At 48.8% G+C, this 23,396-nt stretch carries 7 protein-coding genes; 3 read left to right on the plus strand and 4 right to left on the minus strand.

Annotated elements, in window-relative coordinates:
* Positions 1 to 73: 73 nt before the first annotated feature.
* Together J4N45_RS27115 and gltS are read right to left on the minus strand one after the other, a co-directional pair.
* Positions 74 to 18,235 carry a cadherin-like domain-containing protein gene (locus J4N45_RS27115; RefSeq protein ID WP_252015950.1) on the minus strand — a complete coding sequence of 6,054 codons (18,162 nt, stop codon included), beginning with the start codon at positions 18,233 to 18,235 and terminating at the stop codon, positions 74 to 76.
* A 224-nt stretch (positions 18,236 to 18,459) separates the two neighbouring features.
* The gene (gltS, locus tag J4N45_RS27120; RefSeq protein ID WP_252015952.1) at positions 18,460 to 19,686 is read right to left on the minus strand and encodes a sodium/glutamate symporter; all 1,227 of its coding nucleotides are present in this window, start codon (positions 19,684 to 19,686) and stop codon (positions 18,460 to 18,462) included.
* 358 nt (positions 19,687 to 20,044) lie between these two features.
* Between gltS and J4N45_RS27125 the strand changes: the two genes are divergently transcribed.
* The gene (locus tag J4N45_RS27125) at positions 20,045 to 20,788 is read left to right on the plus strand and encodes a DUF4344 domain-containing metallopeptidase (protein ID WP_252017263.1); all 744 of its coding nucleotides are present in this window, start codon (positions 20,045 to 20,047) and stop codon (positions 20,786 to 20,788) included.
* 14 nt (positions 20,789 to 20,802) lie between these two features.
* Positions 20,803 to 21,189 carry a thiol-disulfide oxidoreductase DCC family protein gene (locus J4N45_RS27130; protein WP_252015954.1) on the plus strand — a complete coding sequence of 129 codons (387 nt, stop codon included), beginning with the start codon at positions 20,803 to 20,805 and terminating at the stop codon, positions 21,187 to 21,189.
* Between the two features lie 58 nt (positions 21,190 to 21,247).
* Here J4N45_RS27130 and J4N45_RS27135 read toward each other — a convergent pair whose 3' ends face one another.
* Positions 21,248 to 22,123 carry an NAD(P)-dependent oxidoreductase gene (locus J4N45_RS27135; RefSeq protein ID WP_252015955.1) on the minus strand — a complete coding sequence of 292 codons (876 nt, stop codon included), beginning with the start codon at positions 22,121 to 22,123 and terminating at the stop codon, positions 21,248 to 21,250.
* Positions 22,120 to 23,043, minus strand: a complete 924-nt coding sequence (locus J4N45_RS27140; RefSeq protein ID WP_252015957.1) for a LysR family transcriptional regulator — start codon at positions 23,041 to 23,043, stop codon at positions 22,120 to 22,122. The genes J4N45_RS27135 and J4N45_RS27140 overlap by 4 nt, the downstream gene beginning before the upstream one ends.
* A gap of 81 nt (positions 23,044 to 23,124) precedes the next feature.
* Here J4N45_RS27140 and J4N45_RS27145 point away from each other — a divergent pair, with 81 nt between their 5' ends.
* Positions 23,125 to 23,358, plus strand: coding sequence for a DUF2798 domain-containing protein (locus J4N45_RS27145; protein ID WP_252015959.1), 234 nt, complete (start codon positions 23,125 to 23,127; stop codon positions 23,356 to 23,358).
* Positions 23,359 to 23,396 lie beyond the last annotated feature (38 nt).

The following is a 23,396-nucleotide window of genomic DNA, read 5'->3' on the forward strand; positions in this document are numbered from 1 at the left end:
AAAACACTCGACCTTAAATACATAGCAAAATAAAAAAAGCAACCCGAAAGTTGCTTTTTAGTATAATTATCAATTAGCTATCTTGAATAATAAGGATGTTATTTAGCATATTATTATCTACACCGACAACTCCTTCTAGTTCAATTGTTACCGACTTGCCATTGCCTTTGTCGACATTAATCAAAGTGCTACCGTTGTCTTCTGAAACAACAATTGTATTGTCAGCTAGCAAATCATCCAGTGAGTCTGTTTCTTCAAATAAGTCTTTAAGATCAATGACATCATTGTTCCCATTTTCCCTAGAGAAGTCAGTAATCACATCGCGATGACCGTCTAAATCACTTTCGGTCCACTTAAAGGTATCGTTACCCTCACCGCCTGTAAGAGTATCACTACCTTTACCACCAATTAGCAGGTCATCGCCATCACCACCTATGAGCAAGTCATCCCCTTCTGTACCGTATAGATAAGAAGTTTCTGTGCCCTGCGCAGCGAAATCGTAATCTTCATCGTTATTAGAGTCGGTGAAGTTACCTTCAGGTGAAATGTTAATGGTTACCGTAGCATCACTACTGCTTCGCGCACCATCATCGTCAACCGCTTCATAATTGAAGCTATCGGTAACATCTGTATCTACTGCCTCAAAGCCTTGTAGGACAAACCCCTTGCCGTTTTCATTCGTCAACACAACCCTAACCTCATCAAAAGGCTGTTCAGATTGAATATCCATTGTCGCGACTTTAGAGCTGTTGCCTGATGCTGGATGCAAGTCGGTATCAGGGTCAAGCTGCTGGGCACCGACATAGGCTCCATTAAGATATAGGAACGCTGTTATTACCGCTGCCTGCGCATTTCCATTACCTTGAACGATATTGCCAGTCAGACTCGCCAGAGTAACCTTGGCATGAGTTATACTCCCAGCCGTATAGCGCACCGCAATATACTCGCCTTCATCCGTGTTACGACCATTACCGTTTTCGTTATCCTGCCCGTTTTGACCAGTTTGTTGAGTGAAGAAACCGCTATGTTTATCGTTGCCATTATCATCGTAAGCGATGTTTGCTAGCTGATCTGCTGAGATTGAGTCAGGGTCGGGGCGAGCTCCGGTATAAATACCACCAGTAATCTCAATGTTTTGCTCGAGTAAGGCAGAAAGACTCGGATCGAAACCATCTTCATTTGCAGAGAAACCATTGTTGAGCTCGTATTGGATCACTGTTTTATCCAAAACGGTATCCCCAACTTCAAGGTACAATCGACCATCACCATTATTAACGTCAACGTAGAGTTCCCCGAACTGTGGTAATGCAGTGATTTCAACTAAGGTGTCTTTGTCGCTGTTTACATCATCCTCGATGTCAGTTGCAAAATCCGCGAAATGCAGCGGTATCGTGTCATCTCCCGCGAATACATCAAAATCTACAACTTCCGGTGGGGTGTTGTTCGCTTCATTCACATCTAGAACAATGAGGTTGATGGTTTTAACGACCGACTTGTCAGCTACTGGATGCTCTGTATCTCCCTCAGATGAGGTAGCTGTAACGGTCAGCGTGTACGTATTTGGATCGGCCACTACTACCTGAAGGTTCTCCAAACTAACGTCCGTAGACAGCTCTGCAACGCCACCGGTGACAGTTAGTTCACTGCCATCCAACCAAAGGGTAGCCCCATCGGGAAGACCAGAAAGTTGCAGGGTCAACGATTCTGAACCGTCTACATCCGTTAGAGCCGCACTAATATCACTCAAATCAATTAGGGAGTCTTCGTAACCGACATTTTCCGTGGCAGACAACGTGATATTGTCTAGAAGAGCACCGTAGCTATTTTGTTCTGGTGATTCAAAAACGACTCTGTAGTTACCATCATCAGGAATTTGGAAGAACACTTGTTCATCACGAGACCATTGCCTTACATCAAGCTCATGCTCGCCATCGTTAGAATAAGATCTCAACACCTCAACGTCTTCCCAGACACCTGGTGAGGTCTCTTTCGTTAATATGATGTCCATTGGAGAGTCATTTCGTCTAGCTGCAGCATCAAAGTTTAACTCGTAAAACTGACCTGCCTCTCCATCAAACTCGGTAAACAGAGAGTCCGTTTGACCACGGCGACCCTCGATTTCAAAAATCTGGTTGTCACCGCCGCTGCCCATATAAACGCGCTCTTTACCAACCTCTCCTCGATCGGTAATAACACCCCAATCACCCAGATTGAGCTCATCTGGCGTATCGACACTGAGCTGGGCCCCATCGATATTGCCTTTCCAACTGCTATTGCCTAAATCGACGTTCTCGAAGTTGATTGCCGAAAGAATTTGTTCACCCGACACCGTTAGCGTCGGCATATCGGTAACAGGTTTTACAGTGACCGAAAGGTCGTGCATTTCAACGGAAGCACCGCCACTACCTACACCATCTACAGTTAAAACAAAGTCTTCGTCACTGTTCTCTGGTGGCAAAATGGACAGCTTGGCAAGTTGTGAAGGCAATACTTCAATAGAATCGCCAGTAAACGTCAGCTCGGTACCATCATCAAAGAGCTTAGCTCCACTCGGAATGCCAGAAATCACAACCTTAGATACATCACTACCTGTTGGTAATACAATGGCCAGACTGATATTAGTATCTTCATCACCTTCTGCTGGCGAAACAACAACATCCGCAACGGCGCTTACATCAATCGTCGACACTGCGGTATTTGAAGGAAGCGATTTATCGTCAAATGTAGTGATCTCGATAACTCGACTTGTTTGGTCTGGGTTTTGACTCGAGTTTTCAAACTTAATCAGCTGAATGGCCGCTTCATAGTCCGCAGGAGTCGCCTCTCCTGTTAGCGTGATCTTAATCGACTCGGTTGGTAATCCCTCATCAATAACCTCGTAACCATATTGAAGGCCGCTAAGTAAGAAATCGCCATCTTGCAAACTTGCAACCTCGAAAGAATCTCCGTCTTTCGGGTTCGTAAACAAGATTTCGGCAGAGCCGATAACATTGTTCTCATCAAAAATAGTGATGTCATCATCGACCACGTTGATTGGCGCATCGCCCTCAACAAACAAAGCTTCATAGCCCGTGCCTTCTTCGCTAAGATCTAGGTCCAATGTTGGTGGCATGTTGTTATCACGTTGGTCGACAATCGTGACAACAGACTCTTGGCTCTCTCCATCGTCACTATCTACAGCCTTGTATTTGAAGCTGTCGTTGAGTGCCGTTTCGATGTAACGAAGCTCCCAGTTACCAGGTCCATCGGTACCGACGGTTACACCAGCAATGAGTACTCCTTCATCAACACCTGTTAGGTCATCTACAGAGAAGCTGAGCTCATGGAACAGATTATTGTTACCTGATGTCTCTTTCTGCACGTCTGGGACATAATCAACCACGTCGCCATTGCTGAGTGTCACTTGAATCGTCACAGCAGACTCATTGTCGTCGTTTAGCCCACTGTAGAAGTAGCCGCCCATACCATCGAGGCCAAGACTAATGTGGGTTGCAGGGCGCTCTGAGAAGTCAATGGTGAGTTCTTCGCCTTTGTTAATACCTTGACCACCACCAATCCCCAAACCATGCCCCACATGATTATCTTGCACATCACCACGGTATTGAGTCAGGTTGCCTTTGTTCGAGCTTATGGTTATGGAGTCACCATTTTCCAACTCTAGGACGCGGTTCGTGCCATCAACTTTTTCACCCCAGTTGTAGAACTCATCCTTAGTACTCTCTAAATCACTATCGGTTGGTATCACCTTGGTACCCAGTACGAAACCTTGAGCATCAGTATCTGGTTGGTAGGTGATCAAAGTAGGATCAAAGGTATCTTCGTTATCTACGTTGGTCTGAGTGATAGCCACACCGTTGTAGAAAAGTGTTCCGCCAACAGGAAGTTCAGTAATCGTCACCTCTACTTGGGTACCATCTGCGTCATCTTCGATGTCAGAGATGTGGTCGCTGCCTTCACCTTCGATAGTGCCTGTGCCTGTATCGAATACAACAGAGACTGGATCGTTACCATCAATAGCAAAGCTAAAGTCTTCTGACTCTGGTGGATCATTGACTGGAACAACATTGATCGTCGATGTCGCAACATTAGATGCCACATCTTGATCATCGTATACCGTAATCTCAATCTGACGCAGTTCATCACTAAGGTCTTGGCTATCGTTTGAGAACTCAAGCAGTTTCAATGCTGCTTCATAGTCCGCACTGCTCGCCTCACCAGTGATGGTAATTAACGTGGCGGCTCCCATCGTCGTAGTTGCAATAGACAACCCATCAGGAAGTGTGCCGTTGACGCTTAATCCTAGCGAGTCACTAGCTTGAGGATTAGTGAACTTAACCTCCGCTTTGGTGATGGTATCAATATCATCTTGAATGATAATATCATCATCAACGATGACTACCGGAGTATCACCCTCAGTAAAGTTCGTGGCATACCCGTTGCCGGTTTCGCTGTCATCAAGGTCAATGACGGGTGCTAGATTGTCATTGTCACCACCTGGATTACCGCCAATCTGACCATCATCAGAAATGATCGCACTTGCGGTAACGCCCGTTGCTCCATTCGTTGTGAGCCCTGCAGCTTCGGTGACCTTAAGCTCAAACGTTTCGTCCTGCTCGTACTGGTCATCATCATTGATGCCGACTCGGATATCGACGTCAGTAACACCAACCGGTACAACGATTTCACCACCAATAATTGGGATATCAACGTCTTCTGTTCCGTTGTTGTAGCTCGCCGTTGTCGTAGTAAAGTCGCTGTCGTTCGTGGTGTCGTCGATACGCTGCAACTGCAGTGTCAACGGAACGTCAGAAGGGTTACTAAATTCAAGGGTAAATTCTGCATAACCAGCATCTTCACTCACCTCTCCGCCACCAGTTAATGAGAGGGTTACAGGATCGTCATCAACGATTGTACCGTTGAGTGATTTGCCACCGAGTGTTAGCGTGAACGTCTCATCCGCCTCATAACGATCATCCGCTACTGTCGGAAGTTTCATTGAGAATTCAGACACGTTTGGTGGTACTTCTAGCTGACCCGTAATCGAGTTGTAAGTAACACCATTAGTAAACTCCATCGCCTCTGGGTTCACATCATTGTCTGACGCCGTGTCTGAGTCTGAACCAAAATTAATATCAATAAACGTCTTAACATTCGTTGTTCCATCAAGTTTGACTTCATAGACAAAGTCTTGCCCTTCAATAACGTTATTTGACTGTGCATCAAACTCTATTGTGTCGACAGAGACTGGAGCAGGGTTGACAAGCACATCAACCGTTGCGCTGTCAAAACCGCCCTTATCGTCAGTGATCTGATATTGGAACTCGGCTCTACCAGAGAAGCCTTCTGGAAGTTCAAAGATGACGTTATCACCTTCGATTCGCGCATCACCTTCCGTCTCACCAAAGACATAAGTGACACGAATATCATCCCCGTCTACCGAATCATCGTTGGCCAAGATTTCCGATAGCGGGATAACTACTGGCTCGTTGTGATCAAACACATAAGCGCCTGCGCCAACGATTTCGATACCTTGTAGGAAGTAATCTGAAGAATCGGTCCCTCTAGCAGGTCCACCTGTAAAGTCAACGGATTCAAACACTAGCTTGTCAAATGCGGCTCCGTTGGTCTCGATATCGAATGTACCTTTGTTACCCCTATCGTTAAAGAACAAGTCACTCGCGACTAAGGTGTCTCCCAGATATGCTGACCACTTACCTTGTTCGTGACTGCCCCTGCCTCCTTCATTCGCATAAAGGTTTGTTACAGCAAAGGAACCATCAACAGCAGGTTCTTTTAATGTAATGATAAGTTGCTCTGACTGCTGTTCCTCACGATTGTGTTGAATCTGAGATTCAGGGCCATGGTTGACGGTTCCATCCGGAATACCAATACGATCAGTGCCATCAATGCGATAATTGACCGTCTGTCCATCGTACTGAGCTTCAATGCTTTCGACCATTGCCCAGCCTTGATCGCCACTTCCCATGTCACCTTGGATTAAGCGATACGACTCAGGGTCATCGACAGCATCGGGCGCTTGGTTCACGCGCTCGTCGTTGATTGTAACAACTGACTCTTCGCTCTCTCCACCGTCAGAGTCTACCGCCTTGTATTTGAAGCTGTCATTCACACCCGTTTCGAGGTAGCGAAGCTCCCAGTTGCCGGGACCATCGGTGCCAAATTCAGCACCAACGATAACCATATCAGACACGTTGTTGACGCCATCAATATCAGGCAACGTCGCGACGTCAAAGCTTAGCTCGTGGAACAGGTCCTCGTTATTAGTTGCTGTTTTTTGGAAGTTTTCTAGTGGGTATTCAAACGTGTTGCCATCATCATCGCGTAGCGTTAGCGTGATGGTCACCGCCGTTTCATTCGCTGCAACTTGGTTAGGTGAGAAGTAACCACCAACACCATCTAAGCCCATGCTGATGATTGTGGCTGGGCGATGGGAGAAATCAATCGTTAGTGACTCCCCTTCATTGATGCCCTGTCCGCCACCAATACCAAGACCATGTCCCACATGGTTTGCTTGTACATCACCTCGGTATTGCATCAATTTACCAGAGCCAGAAATTTCAATAATATCGCCGTTAGCAAGCTCTAGTTCGCGGTTTTTACCATCAACCTCACCACCCCAGTTGTAGAATTCATCAGTCGTGCTTTCAAGATCGCTCTGTGTTGGGATCTCTTTCGTACCCAGAATGAAGCCCTGTGCATCATCGTCTGCAAGGTAAGATATATTATCTGGATTAAACAATGTACCTGTTGATACACCATCCGAGTGGAGATCAGCTTCTACAATCTCTCGGGTAACTCCACTTTCAGTGTAAAGAAGTGTCCCACCTATAGGGAGCTCAGTAATGACAACGGATAACTCTTTGCCATCTGTAGTACTTCTATCATCTTCTAAATCAGATATATGGTCAGTACCAGGTCCTGAAATATCCCCTTCTCCTGTATCAAAGACTACGGGGGTTGGAGAGCCATTCGTCACGGTAATCTCAAAGTCTTCTGATTCAGGATTATCGTTTAAACCAGTGACGGTTATTGTGACTGTCTGAGCCTCACTTTGTTGACCTTCGTTATCAGTCGCGTAGTAAGTAAAATTAACGAGCTCCGACTCACCCGCAGCTAAGCTCTGGAAGTCTGTACCTGGGTCGAATGTGTATGAACCATCAGGGTTAAACGTCAGTGAACCTTTACCATTCGGCACATCGTTTTGAAGCGTGTAAGACGCAATAGTGCCATCGACGTCCGTTGCATCTGGAACGCTGCGAGTGATCGACGTGTCTTCGTCGGTCATCTCATCGGCTGGCAACGCCACTGGGCGGTCATTAGTGCCCGTTACCGTAATGGTCACGGTCTGTGGCTCACTTGCCAGACCTTCGTTATCCACGGCAATGTACGTGAAGGTCACGTCTTCAGACTCACCATCCGTCAGGTCTTGGAAATCCTCACCTGGGTTAAACGTGTAAGAGCCGTCAGAGTTAAACGTCAATGACCCCTTGCCGTCTGGGACGTCTGTTTGAAGATTGTAAGATGCGATGGTGCCATCAACATCTGAGGCCGCCGGAACATCACGAGTGATTGAGGTGTCTTCGTCGGTCATCTCGTCTGCTGGCAACGCCACTGGACGGTCATTAGTACCCGTTACTGTAATGGTGACAGTTTGTGGCTCACTCGCCAGACCTTCGTTATCCACGGCAATGTACGTGAAGGTCACATCTTCAGACTCACCATCCGTCAGGTCTTGGAAATCCTCACCTGGGTTAAACGTGTAAGAGCCGTCAGAGTTAAACGTCAGTGAACCTTTACCATTCGGCACATCGTTTTGAAGCGTGTAAGACGCAATAGTGCCATCGACGTCCGTTGCATCTGGAACGCTGCGAGTGATCGACGTGTCTTCGTCGGTCATCTCATCGGCTGGCAACGCCACTGGGCGGTCATTAGTACCCGTTACTGTAATGGTGACAGTTTGTGGCTCACTCGCCAGACCTTCGTTATCCACGGCAATGTACGTGAAGGTCACATCTTCAGACTCACCATCCGTCAGGTCTTGGAAATCCTCACCTGGGTTAAACGTGTAAGAGCCGTCAGAGTTAAACGTCAATGACCCCTTGCCGTCCGGCACGTCCGTTTGAAGGTTGTAAGACGCGATGGTGCCATCGACATCGCTCGCGTCTGGAACGTTACGCGTGATCGACGTGTCTTCGTCGGTCATCTCGTCTGCTGGCAACGCCACTGGGCGGTCATTAGTACCGGTTACCGTGATGGTCACGGTCTGTGGCTCACTCGCCAGACCTTCGTTATCTACAGCAATGTACGTGAACGTCACATCTTCTGACTGACCATCGGTCAATGATTGGAAGTCCTCACCTGGGTTAAACGTGTAAGAGCCGTCAGAGTTAAACGTCAACGTACCCTTGCCGTCCGGCACGTCCGTTTGAAGGTTGTAAGACGCGATGGTGCCATCGACATCGCTTGCATCTGGAACGTTACGCGTGATCGACGTGTCTTCGTCGGTCATCTCGTCTGCTGGCAACGCCACTGGTCGGTCATTAGTACCGGTTACCGTGATGGTCACGGTCTGTGGCTCACTCGCCAGACCTTCGTTATCTACAGCAATGTACGTGAACGTCACGTCTTCTGACTGACCATCGGTCAATGATTGGAAGTCCTCACCTGGATTAAAGGTGTAAGAGCCGTCAGAGTTAAACGTCAGCGAGCCCTTGCCGTCCGGCACGTCCGTTTGAAGGTTGTAAGACGCGATGGTGCCATCGACATCGCTTGCATCTGGAACGTTACGCGTGATCGACGTGTCTTCGTCGGTCATCTCGTCTGCTGGCAACGCCACTGGACGGTCATTGGTGCCCGTTACCGTGATGGTCACGGTTTGTGGCTCACTCGCCAGACCTTCGTTATCTATCGCAATGTATGTAAAGGTCACGTCTTCAGATTCGCCATCCGTCAGACCTTGGAAGTCCTCTCCTGGATCGAACGTATACGAACCATCGTCATTGAAGCTCAGTGTACCTTTACCGTCCGGCACGTCCGTTTGAAGGTTGTAAGACGCGATGGTGCCATCGACATCGCTCGCATCTGGAACGTTACGCGTGATCGACGTGTCTTCGTCGGTCATCTCGTCTGCTGGCAACGCCACTGGTCGGTCATTAGTACCGGTTACCGTGATGGTCACGGTCTGTGGCTCACTCGCCAGACCTTCGTTATCTACAGCAATGTACGTGAACGTCACATCTTCTGACTGACCATCGGTCAATGATTGGAAGTCCTCACCTGGATTAAAGGTGTAAGAGCCGTCAGAGTTAAACGTCAACGTACCCTTGCCGTCCGGCACGTCCGTTTGAAGGTTGTAAGACGCGATGGTGCCATCGACATCGCTCGCGTCTGGAACGTTACGCGTGATCGACGTGTCTTCGTCGGTCATCTCGTCTGCTGGCAACGCCACTGGACGGTCATTGGTGCCCGTTACCGTGATGGTCACGGTCTGTGGCTCACTCGCCAGACCTTCGTTATCTACAGCAATGTACGTGAACGTCACATCTTCTGACTGACCATCGGTCAATGATTGGAAGTCCTCACCTGGATTAAAGGTGTAAGAGCCGTCAGAGTTAAACGTCAACGTACCCTTGCCGTCCGGCACGTCCGTTTGAAGGTTGTAAGACGCGATGGTGCCATCGACATCGCTCGCATCTGGAACGTTACGCGTGATCGACGTGTCTTCGTCGGTCATCTCGTCTGCTGGCAACGCCACTGGTCGGTCATTAGTACCGGTTACCGTGATGGTCACGGTCTGTGGCTCACTCGCCAGACCTTCGTTATCTACAGCAATGTACGTGAACGTCACATCTTCTGACTGACCATCGGTCAATGATTGGAAGTCCTCACCTGGATTAAAGGTGTAAGAGCCGTCAGAGTTAAACGTCAACGTACCCTTGCCGTCCGGCACGTCCGTTTGAAGGTTGTAAGACGCGATGGTGCCATCGACATCGCTCGCGTCTGGAACGTTACGCGTGATCGACGTGTCTTCGTCGGTCATCTCGTCTGCTGGCAACGCCACTGGACGGTCATTGGTGCCCGTTACCGTGATGGTCACGGTCTGTGGCTCACTCGCCAGACCTTCGTTATCTACAGCAATGTACGTGAACGTCACATCTTCTGACTGACCATCGGTCAATGATTGGAAGTCCTCACCTGGATTAAAGGTGTAAGAGCCGTCAGAGTTAAACGTCAACGTACCCTTGCCGTCCGGCACGTCCGTTTGAAGGTTGTAAGACGCGATGGTGCCATCGACATCGCTCGCGTCTGGAACGTTACGCGTGATCGACGTGTCTTCGTCGGTCATCTCGTCTGCTGGCAACGCCACTGGACGGTCATTGGTGCCCGTTACCGTGATGGTCACGGTTTGTGGCTCACTCGATAAATTCTCATTGTCGATGGCAATGTATGTAAAGGTCACATCTTCAGACTCGCCATCCGTCAGGTCTTGGAAGTCCTCTCCTGGGTTGAAGGTGTAAGAGCCGTCAGAGTTAAACGTCAGCGAGCCCTTGCCGTCTGGGACATCTGTTTGAAGGTTGTAAGACGCAACAGTGCCATCGACATCGCTCGCGTCTGGAACGTTACGCGTGATCGACGTGTCTTCGTCGGTCATCTCGTCTGCTGGCAACGCCACTGGACGGTCATTAGTACCGGTTACCGTGATGGTCACGGTCTGTGGCTCACTCGCCAGACCTTCGTTATCTACGGCAATGTATGTAAAGGTCACGTCTTCAGATTCGCCATCCGTCAGACCTTGGAAGTCCTCACCTGGATTAAAGGTGTAAGAGCCGTCAGAGTTAAACGTCAACGTACCCTTGCCGTCCGGCACGTCCGTTTGAAGGTTATAAGACGCGATGGTGCCATCGACATCGCTTGCATCTGGAACGTTACGCGTCATCGACGTGTCTTCGTCGGTCATCTCGTCTGCTGGCAACGCCACTGGTCGGTCATTAGTACCGGTTACCGTGATGGTCACGGTCTGTGGCTCACTCGCCAGACCTTCGTTATCAACGGCAATGTATGTAAAGGTCACGTCTTCAGATTCGCCATCCGTCAGACCTTGGAAGTCCTCACCTGGGCTAAACGTGTAAGAGCCATCAGAGTTAAACGTCAACGTACCCTTGCCGTCCGGCACGTCCGTTTGAAGGTTGTAAGACGCAATGGTGCCATCGACATCGCTCGCGTCTGGAACGTTACGCGTGATCGACGTGTCTTCGTCGGTCATCTCATCGGCTGGCAACGCCACTGGTCGGTCATTAGTACCGGTTACCGTGATGGTCACGGTCTGTGGCTCACTCGCCAGACCTTCGTTATCAACGGCAATGTATGTAAAGGTCACGTCTTCAGATTCGCCATCCGTCAGACCTTGGAAGTCCTCACCTGGGCTAAACGTGTAAGAGCCATCAGAGTTAAACGTCAGCGTGCCCTTACCATCTGGCACGTCTGTTTGAAGATTGTAAGACGCAATGGTGCCATCGACATCGCTCGCATCTGGAACGTTACGCGTGATCGACGTATCTTCGTCGGTCATCTCGTCTGCTGGCAACGCCACTGGACGGTCATTGGTGCCCGTTACCGTGATGGTCACGGTTTGTGGCTCACTCGCCAGACCTTCGTTATCAACGGCAATGTATGTAAAGGTCACGTCTTCAGATTCGCCATCCGTCAGACCTTGGAAGTCCTCACCTGGGCTAAACGTGTAAGAGCCGTCAGAGTTAAACGTCAACGTACCCTTGCCGTCTGGGACATCTGTTTGAAGGTTGTAAGACGCAACAGTGCCATCGACATCGCTCGCATCTGGAACGTTACGCGTGATCGACGTATCTTCATCGGTCATCTCATCGGCAGGCAGAGCCACTGGACGGTCATTAGTGCCCGTCACTGTAATGGTCACGGTTTGTGGCTCACTCGATAAATTCTCATTGTCGATGGCAATGTATGTAAAGGTCACATCTTCAGACTCGCCATCCGTCAGGTCTTGGAAGTCCTCTCCTGGGTTGAAGGTGTAAGAGCCGTCAGAGTTAAACGTCAGCGAGCCCTTGCCGTCTGGGACATCTGTTTGAAGGTTGTAAGACGCAACAGTGCCATCGACATCGCTCGCATCTGGAACGTTACGCGTGATCGACGTATCTTCATCGGTCATCTCATCGGCAGGCAGAGCCACTGGACGGTCATTAGTGCCCGTCACTGTAATGGTCACGGTTTGTGGCTCACTCGCCAGACCTTCGTTATCTATCGCAATGTATGTAAAGGTCACGTCTTCAGATTCGCCATCCGTCAGACCTTGGAAGTCGTCTCCTGGATCGAACGTATACGAACCATCGTCATTGAAGCTCAGTGTACCTTTACCGTCCGGCACGTCCGTTTGAAGGTTGTAAGACGCGATGGTGCCATCGACATCGCTCGCATCTGGAACGTTACGCGTGATCGACGTGTCTTCGTCGGTCATCTCGTCTGCTGGCAACGCCACTGGTCGGTCATTAGTACCGGTTACCGTGATGGTCACGGTTTGTGGCTCACTCGCCAGACCTTCGTTATCAACGGCAATGTATGTAAAGGTCACGTCTTCAGATTCGCCATCCGTCAGACCTTGGAAGTCCTCACCTGGGCTAAACGTGTAAGAGCCATCAGAGTTAAACGTCAGCGAGCCCTTGCCGTCTGGGACATCTGTTTGAAGGTTGTAAGACGCAACAGTGCCATCGACATCGCTCGCATCTGGAACGTTACGCGTGATCGACGTATCTTCATCGGTCATCTCATCGGCAGGCAGAGCCACTGGACGGTCATTAGTGCCCGTCACTGTAATGGTCACGGTTTGTGGCTCACTCGATAAATTCTCATTGTCGATGGCAATGTATGTAAAGGTCACATCTTCAGACTCGCCATCCGTCAGGTCTTGGAAGTCCTCTCCTGGGTTGAAGGTGTAAGAGCCGTCAGAGTTAAACGTCAGCGAGCCCTTGCCGTCTGGGACATCTGTTTGAAGGTTGTAAGACGCAACAGTGCCATCGACATCGCTCGCATCTGGAACGTTACGCGTGATCGACGTATCTTCATCGGTCATCTCATCGGCAGGCAGAGCCACTGGACGGTCATTAGTGCCCGTCACTGTAATGGTCACGGTTTGTGGCTCACTCGCCAGACCTTCGTTATCTATCGCAATGTATGTAAAGGTCACGTCTTCAGATTCGCCATCCGTCAGACCTTGGAAGTCGTCTCCTGGATCGAACGTATACGAACCATCGTCATTGAAGCTCAGTGTACCTTTACCGTCCGGCACGTCCGTTTGAAGGTTGTAAGACGCGATGGTGCCATCGACATCGCTCGCATCTGGAACGTTACGCGTGATCGACGTGTCTTCGTCGGTCATCTCGTCTGCTGGCAACGCCACTGGTCGGTCATTAGTACCGGTTACCGTGATGGTCACGGTCTGTGGCTCACTCGCCAGACCTTCGTTATCTACAGCAATGTACGTGAACGTCACATCTTCTGACTGACCATCGGTCAATGATTGGAAGTCCTCACCTGGATTAAAGGTGTAAGAGCCGTCAGAGTTAAACGTCAACGTACCCTTGCCGTCCGGCACGTCCGTTTGAAGGTTGTAAGACGCAATGGTGCCATCGACATCGCTCGCGTCTGGAACGTTACGCGTGATCGACGTGTCTTCGTCGGTCATCTCATCGGCTGGCAACGCCACTGGTCGGTCATTAGTACCGGTTACCGTGATGGTCACGGTCTGTGGCTCACTCGCCAGACCTTCGTTATCAACGGCAATGTATGTAAAGGTCACGTCTTCAGATTCGCCATCCGTCAGACCTTGGAAGTCCTCACCTGGGCTAAACGTGTAAGAGCCATCAGAGTTAAACGTCAGCGTGCCCTTACCATCTGGCACGTCTGTTTGAAGATTGTAAGACGCAACAGTGCCATCGACATCGCTCGCATCTGGAACGTTACGCGTGATCGACGTATCTTCATCGGTCATCTCATCGGCAGGCAGAGCCACTGGACGGTCATTAGTGCCCGTCACTGTAATGGTGACAGTTTGTGGCTCACTCGCCAGACCTTCGTTATCAACGGCAATGTATGTAAAGGTCACGTCTTCAGATTCGCCATCCGTCAGACCTTGGAAGTCCTCACCTGGATTAAAGGTGTAAGAGCCGTCAGAGTTAAACGTCAACGTACCCTTGCCGTCCGGCACGTCCGTTTGAAGGTTGTAAGACGCAATGGTGCCATCGACATCGCTCGCGTCTGGAACGTTACGCGTGATCGACGTGTCTTCGTCGGTCATCTCGTCTGCTGGCAACGCCACTGGACGGTCATTAGTACCGGTTACCGTGATGGTCACGGTCTGTGGCTCACTCGCCAGACCTTCGTTATCAACGGCAATGTATGTAAAGGTCACGTCTTCAGATTCGCCATCCGTCAGACCTTGGAAGTCCTCACCTGGATTAAAGGTGTAAGAGCCGTCAGAGTTAAACGTCAACGTACCCTTGCCGTCCGGCACGTCCGTTTGAAGGTTGTAAGACGCAATGGTGCCATCGACATCGCTCGCGTCTGGAACGTTACGCGTGATCGACGTGTCTTCGTCGGTCATCTCGTCTGCTGGCAACGCCACTGGACGGTCATTAGTACCGGTTACCGTGATGGTCACGGTCTGTGGCTCACTCGCCAGACCTTCGTTATCAACGGCAATGTATGTAAAGGTCACGTCTTCAGATTCGCCATCCGTCAGACCTTGGAAGTCCTCACCTGGGCTAAACGTGTAAGAGCCATCAGAGTTAAACGTCAGCGTGCCCTTGCCGTCTGGGACATCTGTTTGAAGATTGTAAGACGCAATGGTGCCATCGACATCGCTCGCATCTGGAACGCTGCGTGTGATCGACGTGTCTTCATCGGTCACCTCGTCTGCTGGCAACGCCACTGGACGGTCATTAGTACCCGTCACTGTAATGGTGACAGTCTGTGGCGCACTCGCCAGACCTTCATTATCAACAGCAATGTAGGTGAAGGTCACGTCCTCGGACTCACCATCCGTCAGACCTTGGAAGTCCTCGCCAGGGTTAAAGGTGTAAGAGCCATCAGAGTTAAACGTCAGCGTGCCCTTACCATCTGGCACGTCTGTTTGAAGGTTGTAAGACGCAATGGTGCCATCGACATCGCTCGCACCTGGAACGTTACGCGTGATCGACGTGTCTTCATCGGTCACCTCATCGGCAGGCAACGCCACTGGGTGGTCATTCGTACCCGTTACCGTGATGGTCACGGTCTGTGGCTCACTCGCCAGACCTTCATTATCAACAGCAATGTAGGTGAAGGTCACGTCCTCGGACTCACCATCCGTCAGACCTTGGAAGTCCTCGCCAGGGTTAAAGGTGTAAGAGCCATCAGAGTTAAACGTCAGCGTGCCCTTACTATCTGGCACGTCTGTTTGAAGGTTGTAAGACGCAATGGTGCCATCGACATCGCTCGCACCTGGAACGTTACGCGTGATCGACGTGTCTTCGTCGGTCACCTCATCGGCAGGCAACGCCACTGGGTGGTCATTCGTACCCGTTACCGTGATGGTCACGGTCTGTGGCGCACTCGCCAGACCTTCGTTATCTATCGCAATGTACGTGAAAGTCACGTCTTCCGACTGACCATCGGTCAATGATTGGAAGTCCTCACCTGGGCTAAACGTGTAAGAGCCGTCAGTGTTAAACGTTAGCGTACCCTTGCCGTCCGGCACGTCTGTTTGAAGATTGTAAGATGCAACAGTGCCATCAACATCTGAAGCTGCTGGAACATCACGAGTGATTGACGTGTCTTCGTCGGTCATCTCGTCTGCTGGTAACGCCACTGGGCGGTCATTAGTACCCGTTACCGTGATGGTCACGGTTTGTGGCTCACTCGTCAAACCTTCTTCATCGATAGCGATGTAAGTGAAGGTCACCTCTTCGGATTCACCTTCCGAAAGATCTTGGAAATCATCCCCAGGGTTAAACGTGTATGTCCCATCCCCGTTAAAAACTAAATTGCCTTTACCAGTAGGAATGTCATCTTCCAATGCATAAGACTCAACCGTACCGTCAACATCACTACCATCAGGAACACTACGGGTAATTGATGTATCTTCATCCGTCATTTCATCAGCAGGCACTGCAACTGGGCGATCGTTGACGCCCGAAACCGTGATGGTCACTGTTTGCGGTTCACTTGAGAGCCCTTCGTTATCAATAGCAATGTACGTGAACGTTACGTCTTCCGATTCTCCTTCCGTGAGACTCTGGAAATCCTCACCAGGATCATAGGTATAAGAACCATCGGTATTAAATGTTAGTGTCCCTTTTCCATCTGGCACATCGGTTTGTAGATCAAATGTTGCAACACTACCATCGATATCGCTCGCCTCCGGCACGCTTCGGGTAATGGATGTATCTTCGTCAGTCATTTCATCCGCTGGCAGTGCAACTGGGCGGTCATTGATACCTGTAACAGTGATGGTTATCGTCTGTGGTTCACTTGTTAATCCCGCTTCATCAATAGCAAAATATGTAAAGGTTACGTCTTCTGATTCGCCTTCGGTAAGATCTTGGAAGTCGTCACCAGGGTTAAACGTGTATGACCCATTTCCGTTAAATACAAGATTACCTTTACCTTCAGGAACATCCTCCTGTAGAGCATAAGACACCACTGTTCCATCAACGTCATTGGCGTCAGGAACGCTCCGAGTAATTGATGTGTCCTCGTCCGTGATCTCATCGGCTGGGATGGCTACTGGTCGGTCATTAACACCCGTGACTGTTATGGTCACAGTTTGTGGTTCACTCGCTAAACCCTCATCGTCTCTGGCAATAAATGTGAAAGCCACATTTTCCGACTCCCCCTGATTCAACCCTTGAAAGTCTGAACCGGGATTAAATGTGTAAGAGCCATCTGCGTTAAAGACCAAACTACCTTTGCCTTCAGGGACGTCATCCTGAAGTTCATAAAGGGCAACCGTACCATCAATGTCGGTTGCTTCAGAAACGCTGCGACTGATAGACGTGTCTTCGTCGGTCGTTTCAACTGAAGGGCTTGCTATAGGGCGATCGTTAACACCAGTGACAGTTATAGTGATAGTCTGCGGCTCACTAACTTGACCGTCATCGTCAATCGCAAAGTAAGTGAATGTTATGTTTTCTGACTCACCATCACTAAGATTCTGGAAGTCCTCACCCGGATTGAAGGTATAGCTACCATCTTCGCTAAATACAAGATTCCCCTTTCCTTCTGGGATATCTTCTTCGATTGCATAAGACGCTATTGTACCGTCTATGTCTGACGCCTCTGGTACGCGACTGGAAAGAGAGGTATCCTCATCGGTCGATGCTTCTCCATCTTCAGCGACCGGAGCATCGTTTATCTCATTTAATGTAATTTGGACAGAACCCGATTGAACAGAATTAGGTTGACCTTGCTGGTCATCAACCTGGTATGAGAAGAGGCCTGCATTTTCAGATATGGTTGGTTCCTCTGAAGTAATAGGGACTTCACTAGGGGCGTCGTATTGTAAAGAAGCGAACTCGTCGACGGTTAATTGGTCTCCCACAGAGAGTGGGATTCCGTCAGAGTCAGTCACTATTCCCAAGCCTGGGAGCTCTGTTACAGTGATGATTAGAGAATCATTGTTGGCATCTGTAGGTAAGGGCAAACCCAAAGCGTTGTCTTGCGAGTCTTCGTCGAAGTTTCTAACCGAATCGAAGACGATCGGAGAGCTATTAAATGCCAACTGGAGCAGCGTAAGGGATTGTGTTGCTGATAATCCTTGCGCCTCAAGACCAGACGTATCGAAATTGGTAGACGCAATAGTTTGAGCGTCGGTTCGGGCTATAGATCCAATAGCGATGGGGCTTGAGCCACTACTTTCACCCGCCGCAGTGGCTTGCTCTTCGTTTTGTGTCGGATCATCGCCCTGTTCAATCGCTGCAATGATCGCCTCGGCATCAGAGTCTTCTATGATGATCTCTTGGCTTTGTCCATCTTGTCGGGTAAGTTCGATGTTTAACTCTTCCCCCACCTCTTCATTATCGAGGACGCGGACAACCACATCGCCAGGTCGAGGATCTGCTCCTAGAGGGAGAACCACCAATTGCCCGTTGGCATCAACAACTAATGTACCTGAAACTTGCGCTAAGCCATGTAATGTAAACACACTCATGTTCTACTCCTTGAACCGCCCGACAGCACGACAGACGCATGTGAATTTCTTTGATTGCTCACCCATTCTTTTGTTTGTTTTAAAAGTGAGCGCTACTTCCTGCCTACATCCTGTTTAACAGATTAGATCACCAATTAAAACTGTATTAGTAACTGTTTTGCGTTTGTCTCAAAAACGAAAAAAAAGTCTCGTTAAAACGAGACTTTATACAACTTTGGTTGAGGTTAACCGATGACGGTTATAAACCCTTGTAGGATGATAAGGTTTACGATATCGATAAAGAACGCACCAACGATTGGGACCACCATGAACGCCTGCGGTGAAGGACCAAATCGATTCACAATTGAACCCATATTCATTACGGCTGTTGGCGTTGCGCCAAGCCCGAATCCACAATGACCGCCAGCAATGACCGCTCCGTCGTAGTTCTTGCCCATTACCCTAAATGTCACGTAGTAAGCGAAGAAAGCAAGAACGATAGACTGCACGCCAAGGATGACGAGAAAAGGAATAGCAAGGTCAAAAATATTCCACAGTTGCAGACTCATGAGCGCCATTGCTAAGAAAAGCGACAAAGAAACGGTACCTAGAATATCCACCGTTTCAGCGTCCACTTTATAACTCTTAGTTACCTCACAGATGTTTGTGATGAAGACACCAATAAACAGTGCGTAAACGAAATCTGGAATCATCAACCAAGAGATCTCAAAGGTACTGACCCATTCATGCAGGTACTTCGCACCTGTTACGCAAATGAGCAAGATAAATAGAACTTCTACCACCTTCTTGGCGGTAACACGGTCGCGTTCATACTCATTATAAGTTACCAGCTCAGGGAAGCGCTCGTGTGTATCGTTACCACGGCCATATTCTGATTCAAAATCATTCTTATCAATCAGTCGCTGAGCTACGGGGCTACCAATAATACCGCCGATAATTAAACCAAACGTTGCCGATGCCATTGCAATCTCAAGAGTGTTGGCAATACCGTACGTTTCTGTAATGGTTTGCGACCACGCAGCACCCGTACCGTGACCACCAGAAAGGGTAATAGAGCCCGCTATCAGTCCCATCAGAGGCTCTAAGCCAAGCAAACTTGCCAGACCTACGCCAACACTGTTTTGTATCACGATATAGACAGACGCTACGCCCAAGAATATAAAGACTTTGGCACCACCTTTCATAAGCTGTGTGTAGTTTGCCGCCAAACCAACAGTGGCAAAAAACATCAACATAAAGGTTTTCTGCAGTGGGAGTGAGAACTCTAGATTGATGCCGTTAAAGTGCATTACTGTAATGATGATGGCGACAATCAAGCCACCAACGATGGGTTCTGGGATATTGTACTTGCGAAGAACCGGCAACTTACTATTGATTAAGTGCCCAAGAAAAAGAACGCTGATTGCGATCAAAAAAGATTCTAACGTGCCAACAGAGATGGTGTTGTTCATATAACCTCTTTTTTTGCTGTATCGCTCATCTTCCTTAATGAGGTATCGATTCGATATTTTAGTGTAGTAAAAATAGGATAGATGGCGATCAAAGCAAAATCACCAAACGGCCTTGTTTTCTTTATCCACTGCTTTTTGATTGCCGAGGAAGCTTCGGCACTTTGACACTCCAGCCTATCTATTTGATAGCTGGGTGTTTTGAGGTCTTAAATACACATAATGTGTCTAAGATAAAAAGAGTAACTACACTGATTAAGGCGGCATAGTAGCACAATGCGCTACGTTCGACTAATTTAACTAATAAATACAGATAATAAGGTGAACAACAGTGATACGAACAGCCTCTATCGCACTAACAATGTCTCTGCTGGCAGCAACCTCTGCAAATGCAAAAATTAACGTTAATTACGAGGAACCTGAGTCTAGCGCTGAGCAATCGGCTCGCCAAGCTATTGAGCAAAGCGGAGCAAACGAACTCGTCGCAGACTTATCGAACCATTACTTCCCGTTCAATAGCGAGCTCACAATTAGCTATGGTGGCGACGATGGCCCTCTTTACGACCCTTCTACTCATACCGTTCACATGCCGTATGCGTTTTACAATGACTCCCTCGAGTATTTCACTAAAAACGACTACGAAAAGCGGTTTGGAAAGCCAGCCAAAGATGGCGCGGTAGATACCTTGCTTCACACTCTTTTGCACGAGGCAGGGCATGCTTATGTCGCCGACCAAGGCATTCCGATTCTTGGTAAAGAGGAAGATGCAGTAGACAACTTTGCCGCGGTCATCATGCTCAACTACGTAGACCAAGGAGCTGATGCGACCATAAGCGCCGCCGATATGTTCGCGTTTGAATCAGATGACAGACCAGACTATTACGACTTTTATGAGTACATCGGTGAACATAGCTTTGATTTACAACGCTATTTTGCCACTTTGTGTTTGGTTTATGGCAGCGATCCTGATGCGCACAAGGATTTACTCGATGAAATCGAAGATGAGTATCGTGATGAACAAAAAGACAAGTGCATCGCAACCTTTGAAGAGATCGATTACAACTGGAAGCAAGTACTAAACATTAAGTCAGAGGAAAATAGCTAATTACTGAGGTGAAAATGTCGACCAAATTGACCCTGTTCTATGATGGGCAATGCCCATTGTGTGTTAAGGAGATGACAGCGCTCAAAAAACACGACAATGAAGACGTTATCAAGCTGGTGGACATTTTCTCTGATGCGTTTCTCGACTACACCGACATAGACCAAGCGTCCGCCTCTGAACGGTTGCATGCCTATGATAAAAATGGAGCGCTTCTGCTTGGATTGGACGTCACGTATCAAGCATGGAGCTTGGTCGGTCGCGGCCATTGGTACGCATTTACGCGCTGGCCATTGTTTCGTCCGATTTGTGATTGGGTATACATCAAGTTTGCCAGAAACCGCTACACAATTTCTGGCATTCTTACCGGCAAGAAACGCTGCGACAGCTGTCGAATAGAATAAGTCGAATATAACAAAAAGCGGCGAGCGACTTCAGCGCTCGCCATTTACACTGTAAAGATTATTTTTCAGCGTCTTGTCGTACCGCTTTAAAGAGCACGGACGTATCTGAGCGCCCTTCCCCATCTGCTGACAACTGCTTGTAGCGCTCAATGGACTGCTCTGTTAGCGGCAGCGTTATGCCTTGCTTTTCCGCTTCATCTAAACAGAAACCCAGGTCTTTTATCATCCAATCGATCGCAAAGCCAAAGTCGTATTTGTCTTGGTCCATGGTCTTGGCACGGTTTTCCATCTGCCAAGAACCTGCGGCACCATTCTTTAAGCAATCGACAAGGGCAGGGATATCCAGTCCGCTTTTTTGAGCGAGCAATAGACCTTCGGACAGACCCGTCAACACGCCAGCAATACACACTTGGTTTACCATCTTAGCGCGTTGCCCTTGGCCTACAGTACCCATCAACACTGACGATTTCCCGTACGCATCAAACACAGATTGTAAGTCATTGAATACGGCTTCATCACCACCACACATAATAGTCAGTACACCATTCTCTGCACCAGCTTGGCCACCGGATACGGGCGCATCCATAAAGCGAATCCCAGCTTCCTCACACGCCTTACCAAGCTCTTCGGCTAGGCTTGCAGAGGTCGTGGTATGGTCAACGAGAATCGCGCCCTGCTTCATCGCCGCGATAGCACCTTGCTCTGCCGTCGTCATCTGACGCACATCATCATCGTTACCGACACAAACGGCGACCACATCTGCGTTTTTCACACACTCAGCAACAGTTTCTGCGTATTGACCTGCGTATTCATTGGCCCAGCGCTGCGCTTTCTCTGTCGTACGGTTAAAAACGCTGACGTCAAAACCCGCTTTGACTAGATGCCCTGCCATCGGGTATCCCATAACGCCCAGTCCAATAAAACTTACTTTCATGTCGGCTCCTTGTTGCTTGTGTTTGGATTTACCGCCGCATCCATATTTTGAGCGGTCGCTAATATCGCTTCCACCAAGGATTTTACGGCTTTAGGTTGGTATTTTCTATCTTTGTACACCAAAAAGGCTTGGCGGTCACTACGATAGTACTCAGGTAGAATATGAATCAAATTTGAGTTGCTTGCCGCGTGACGTAGCGGCAGTGAAGCCACACCTAGACCTCGACCAACCGAATCAACCAACGCCTGAATGTCGTTAACGATCAATCGTGGTTTCAGGTTTATGGTATCTACCTCTTTTCCTTGTTGGTACACCACAATCTCGCGACTATCATCGATCGTCAGCCAGTCAGCTCGTTTGAGCTTTTCGAGATCATCAATAATTGGGTTAGAACTGAGGTATTCTTTACTCGCAAAGAAACCGTGCTTCGCTGTAAACAAGGGTCTGGCTATCAACTCATCCATTTCTGAAGTGTCGAAGGTTATAAGGAGCTCTCGATCCGTTTTAGGCTTGGCTTGATCGTGGTTTAACGCGAGATCCACATGCACCTTGGGATAGGATTTCAAGTATTCCTCGACGACAGGAGCGATAAATGCGTGGTAAAAGCTATGTGGTACCGCTAACCGGACGTGACCCGCCACTAAATCCGTTTTCTCGGTAATATTGTTCAGCCCTATCTCGACCTGCTCAATTCCACTACTCAGCTGTTCAAAGGCCATTCGACCTAGTTCTGTCGGAGCTAACTCACGCCCACGCTTCTCTAGAAGGCGCAGACCGAGTTTTGATTCGAGAGAAGTGATGCGTCTTGATACCGTTGATTGAGGCAAGCCCAAACTTGCTGCAGCTCTTAATACAGAGCCTTCCTCTACAACCTTGCAGAATAAGTAAACATCATCAATGTATCCAAATATGGAATCCACAATCCTAAATAACCGTATTTTTTCTATATATGACTAGGTTTATACTTTTCTCATCAAAAAGACAACCGAAGGAGACAGATAATGAGTAGAAAACAGTTTTGGTTAACCGCCCTACTATCCTCATTGGCCATGGCGCTGATGATGTCGGGAATCATCTCGGGATACAAAATGGGATTCAGTGCCGACTGGCCTGAAACGTGGGTAAAGAGTTTTCTAATAGCCTGGCCTTGCGCGCTGCTGTTGAATCTGACAGTACTGCCAAAGATAAGAGCATTCGCAGCTTGGTGCTGCCAGCCTAAAACCATCAAGGGCTAGAAAGCATGATCAAGGCAATTCCTTGATCATGCTTTCGT

It is taken from the genome of Vibrio sp. SCSIO 43140 (assembly GCF_023716585.1).
GTDB classification, from domain to species: Bacteria; Pseudomonadota; Gammaproteobacteria; order Enterobacterales; family Vibrionaceae; genus Vibrio; species Vibrio maritimus_B.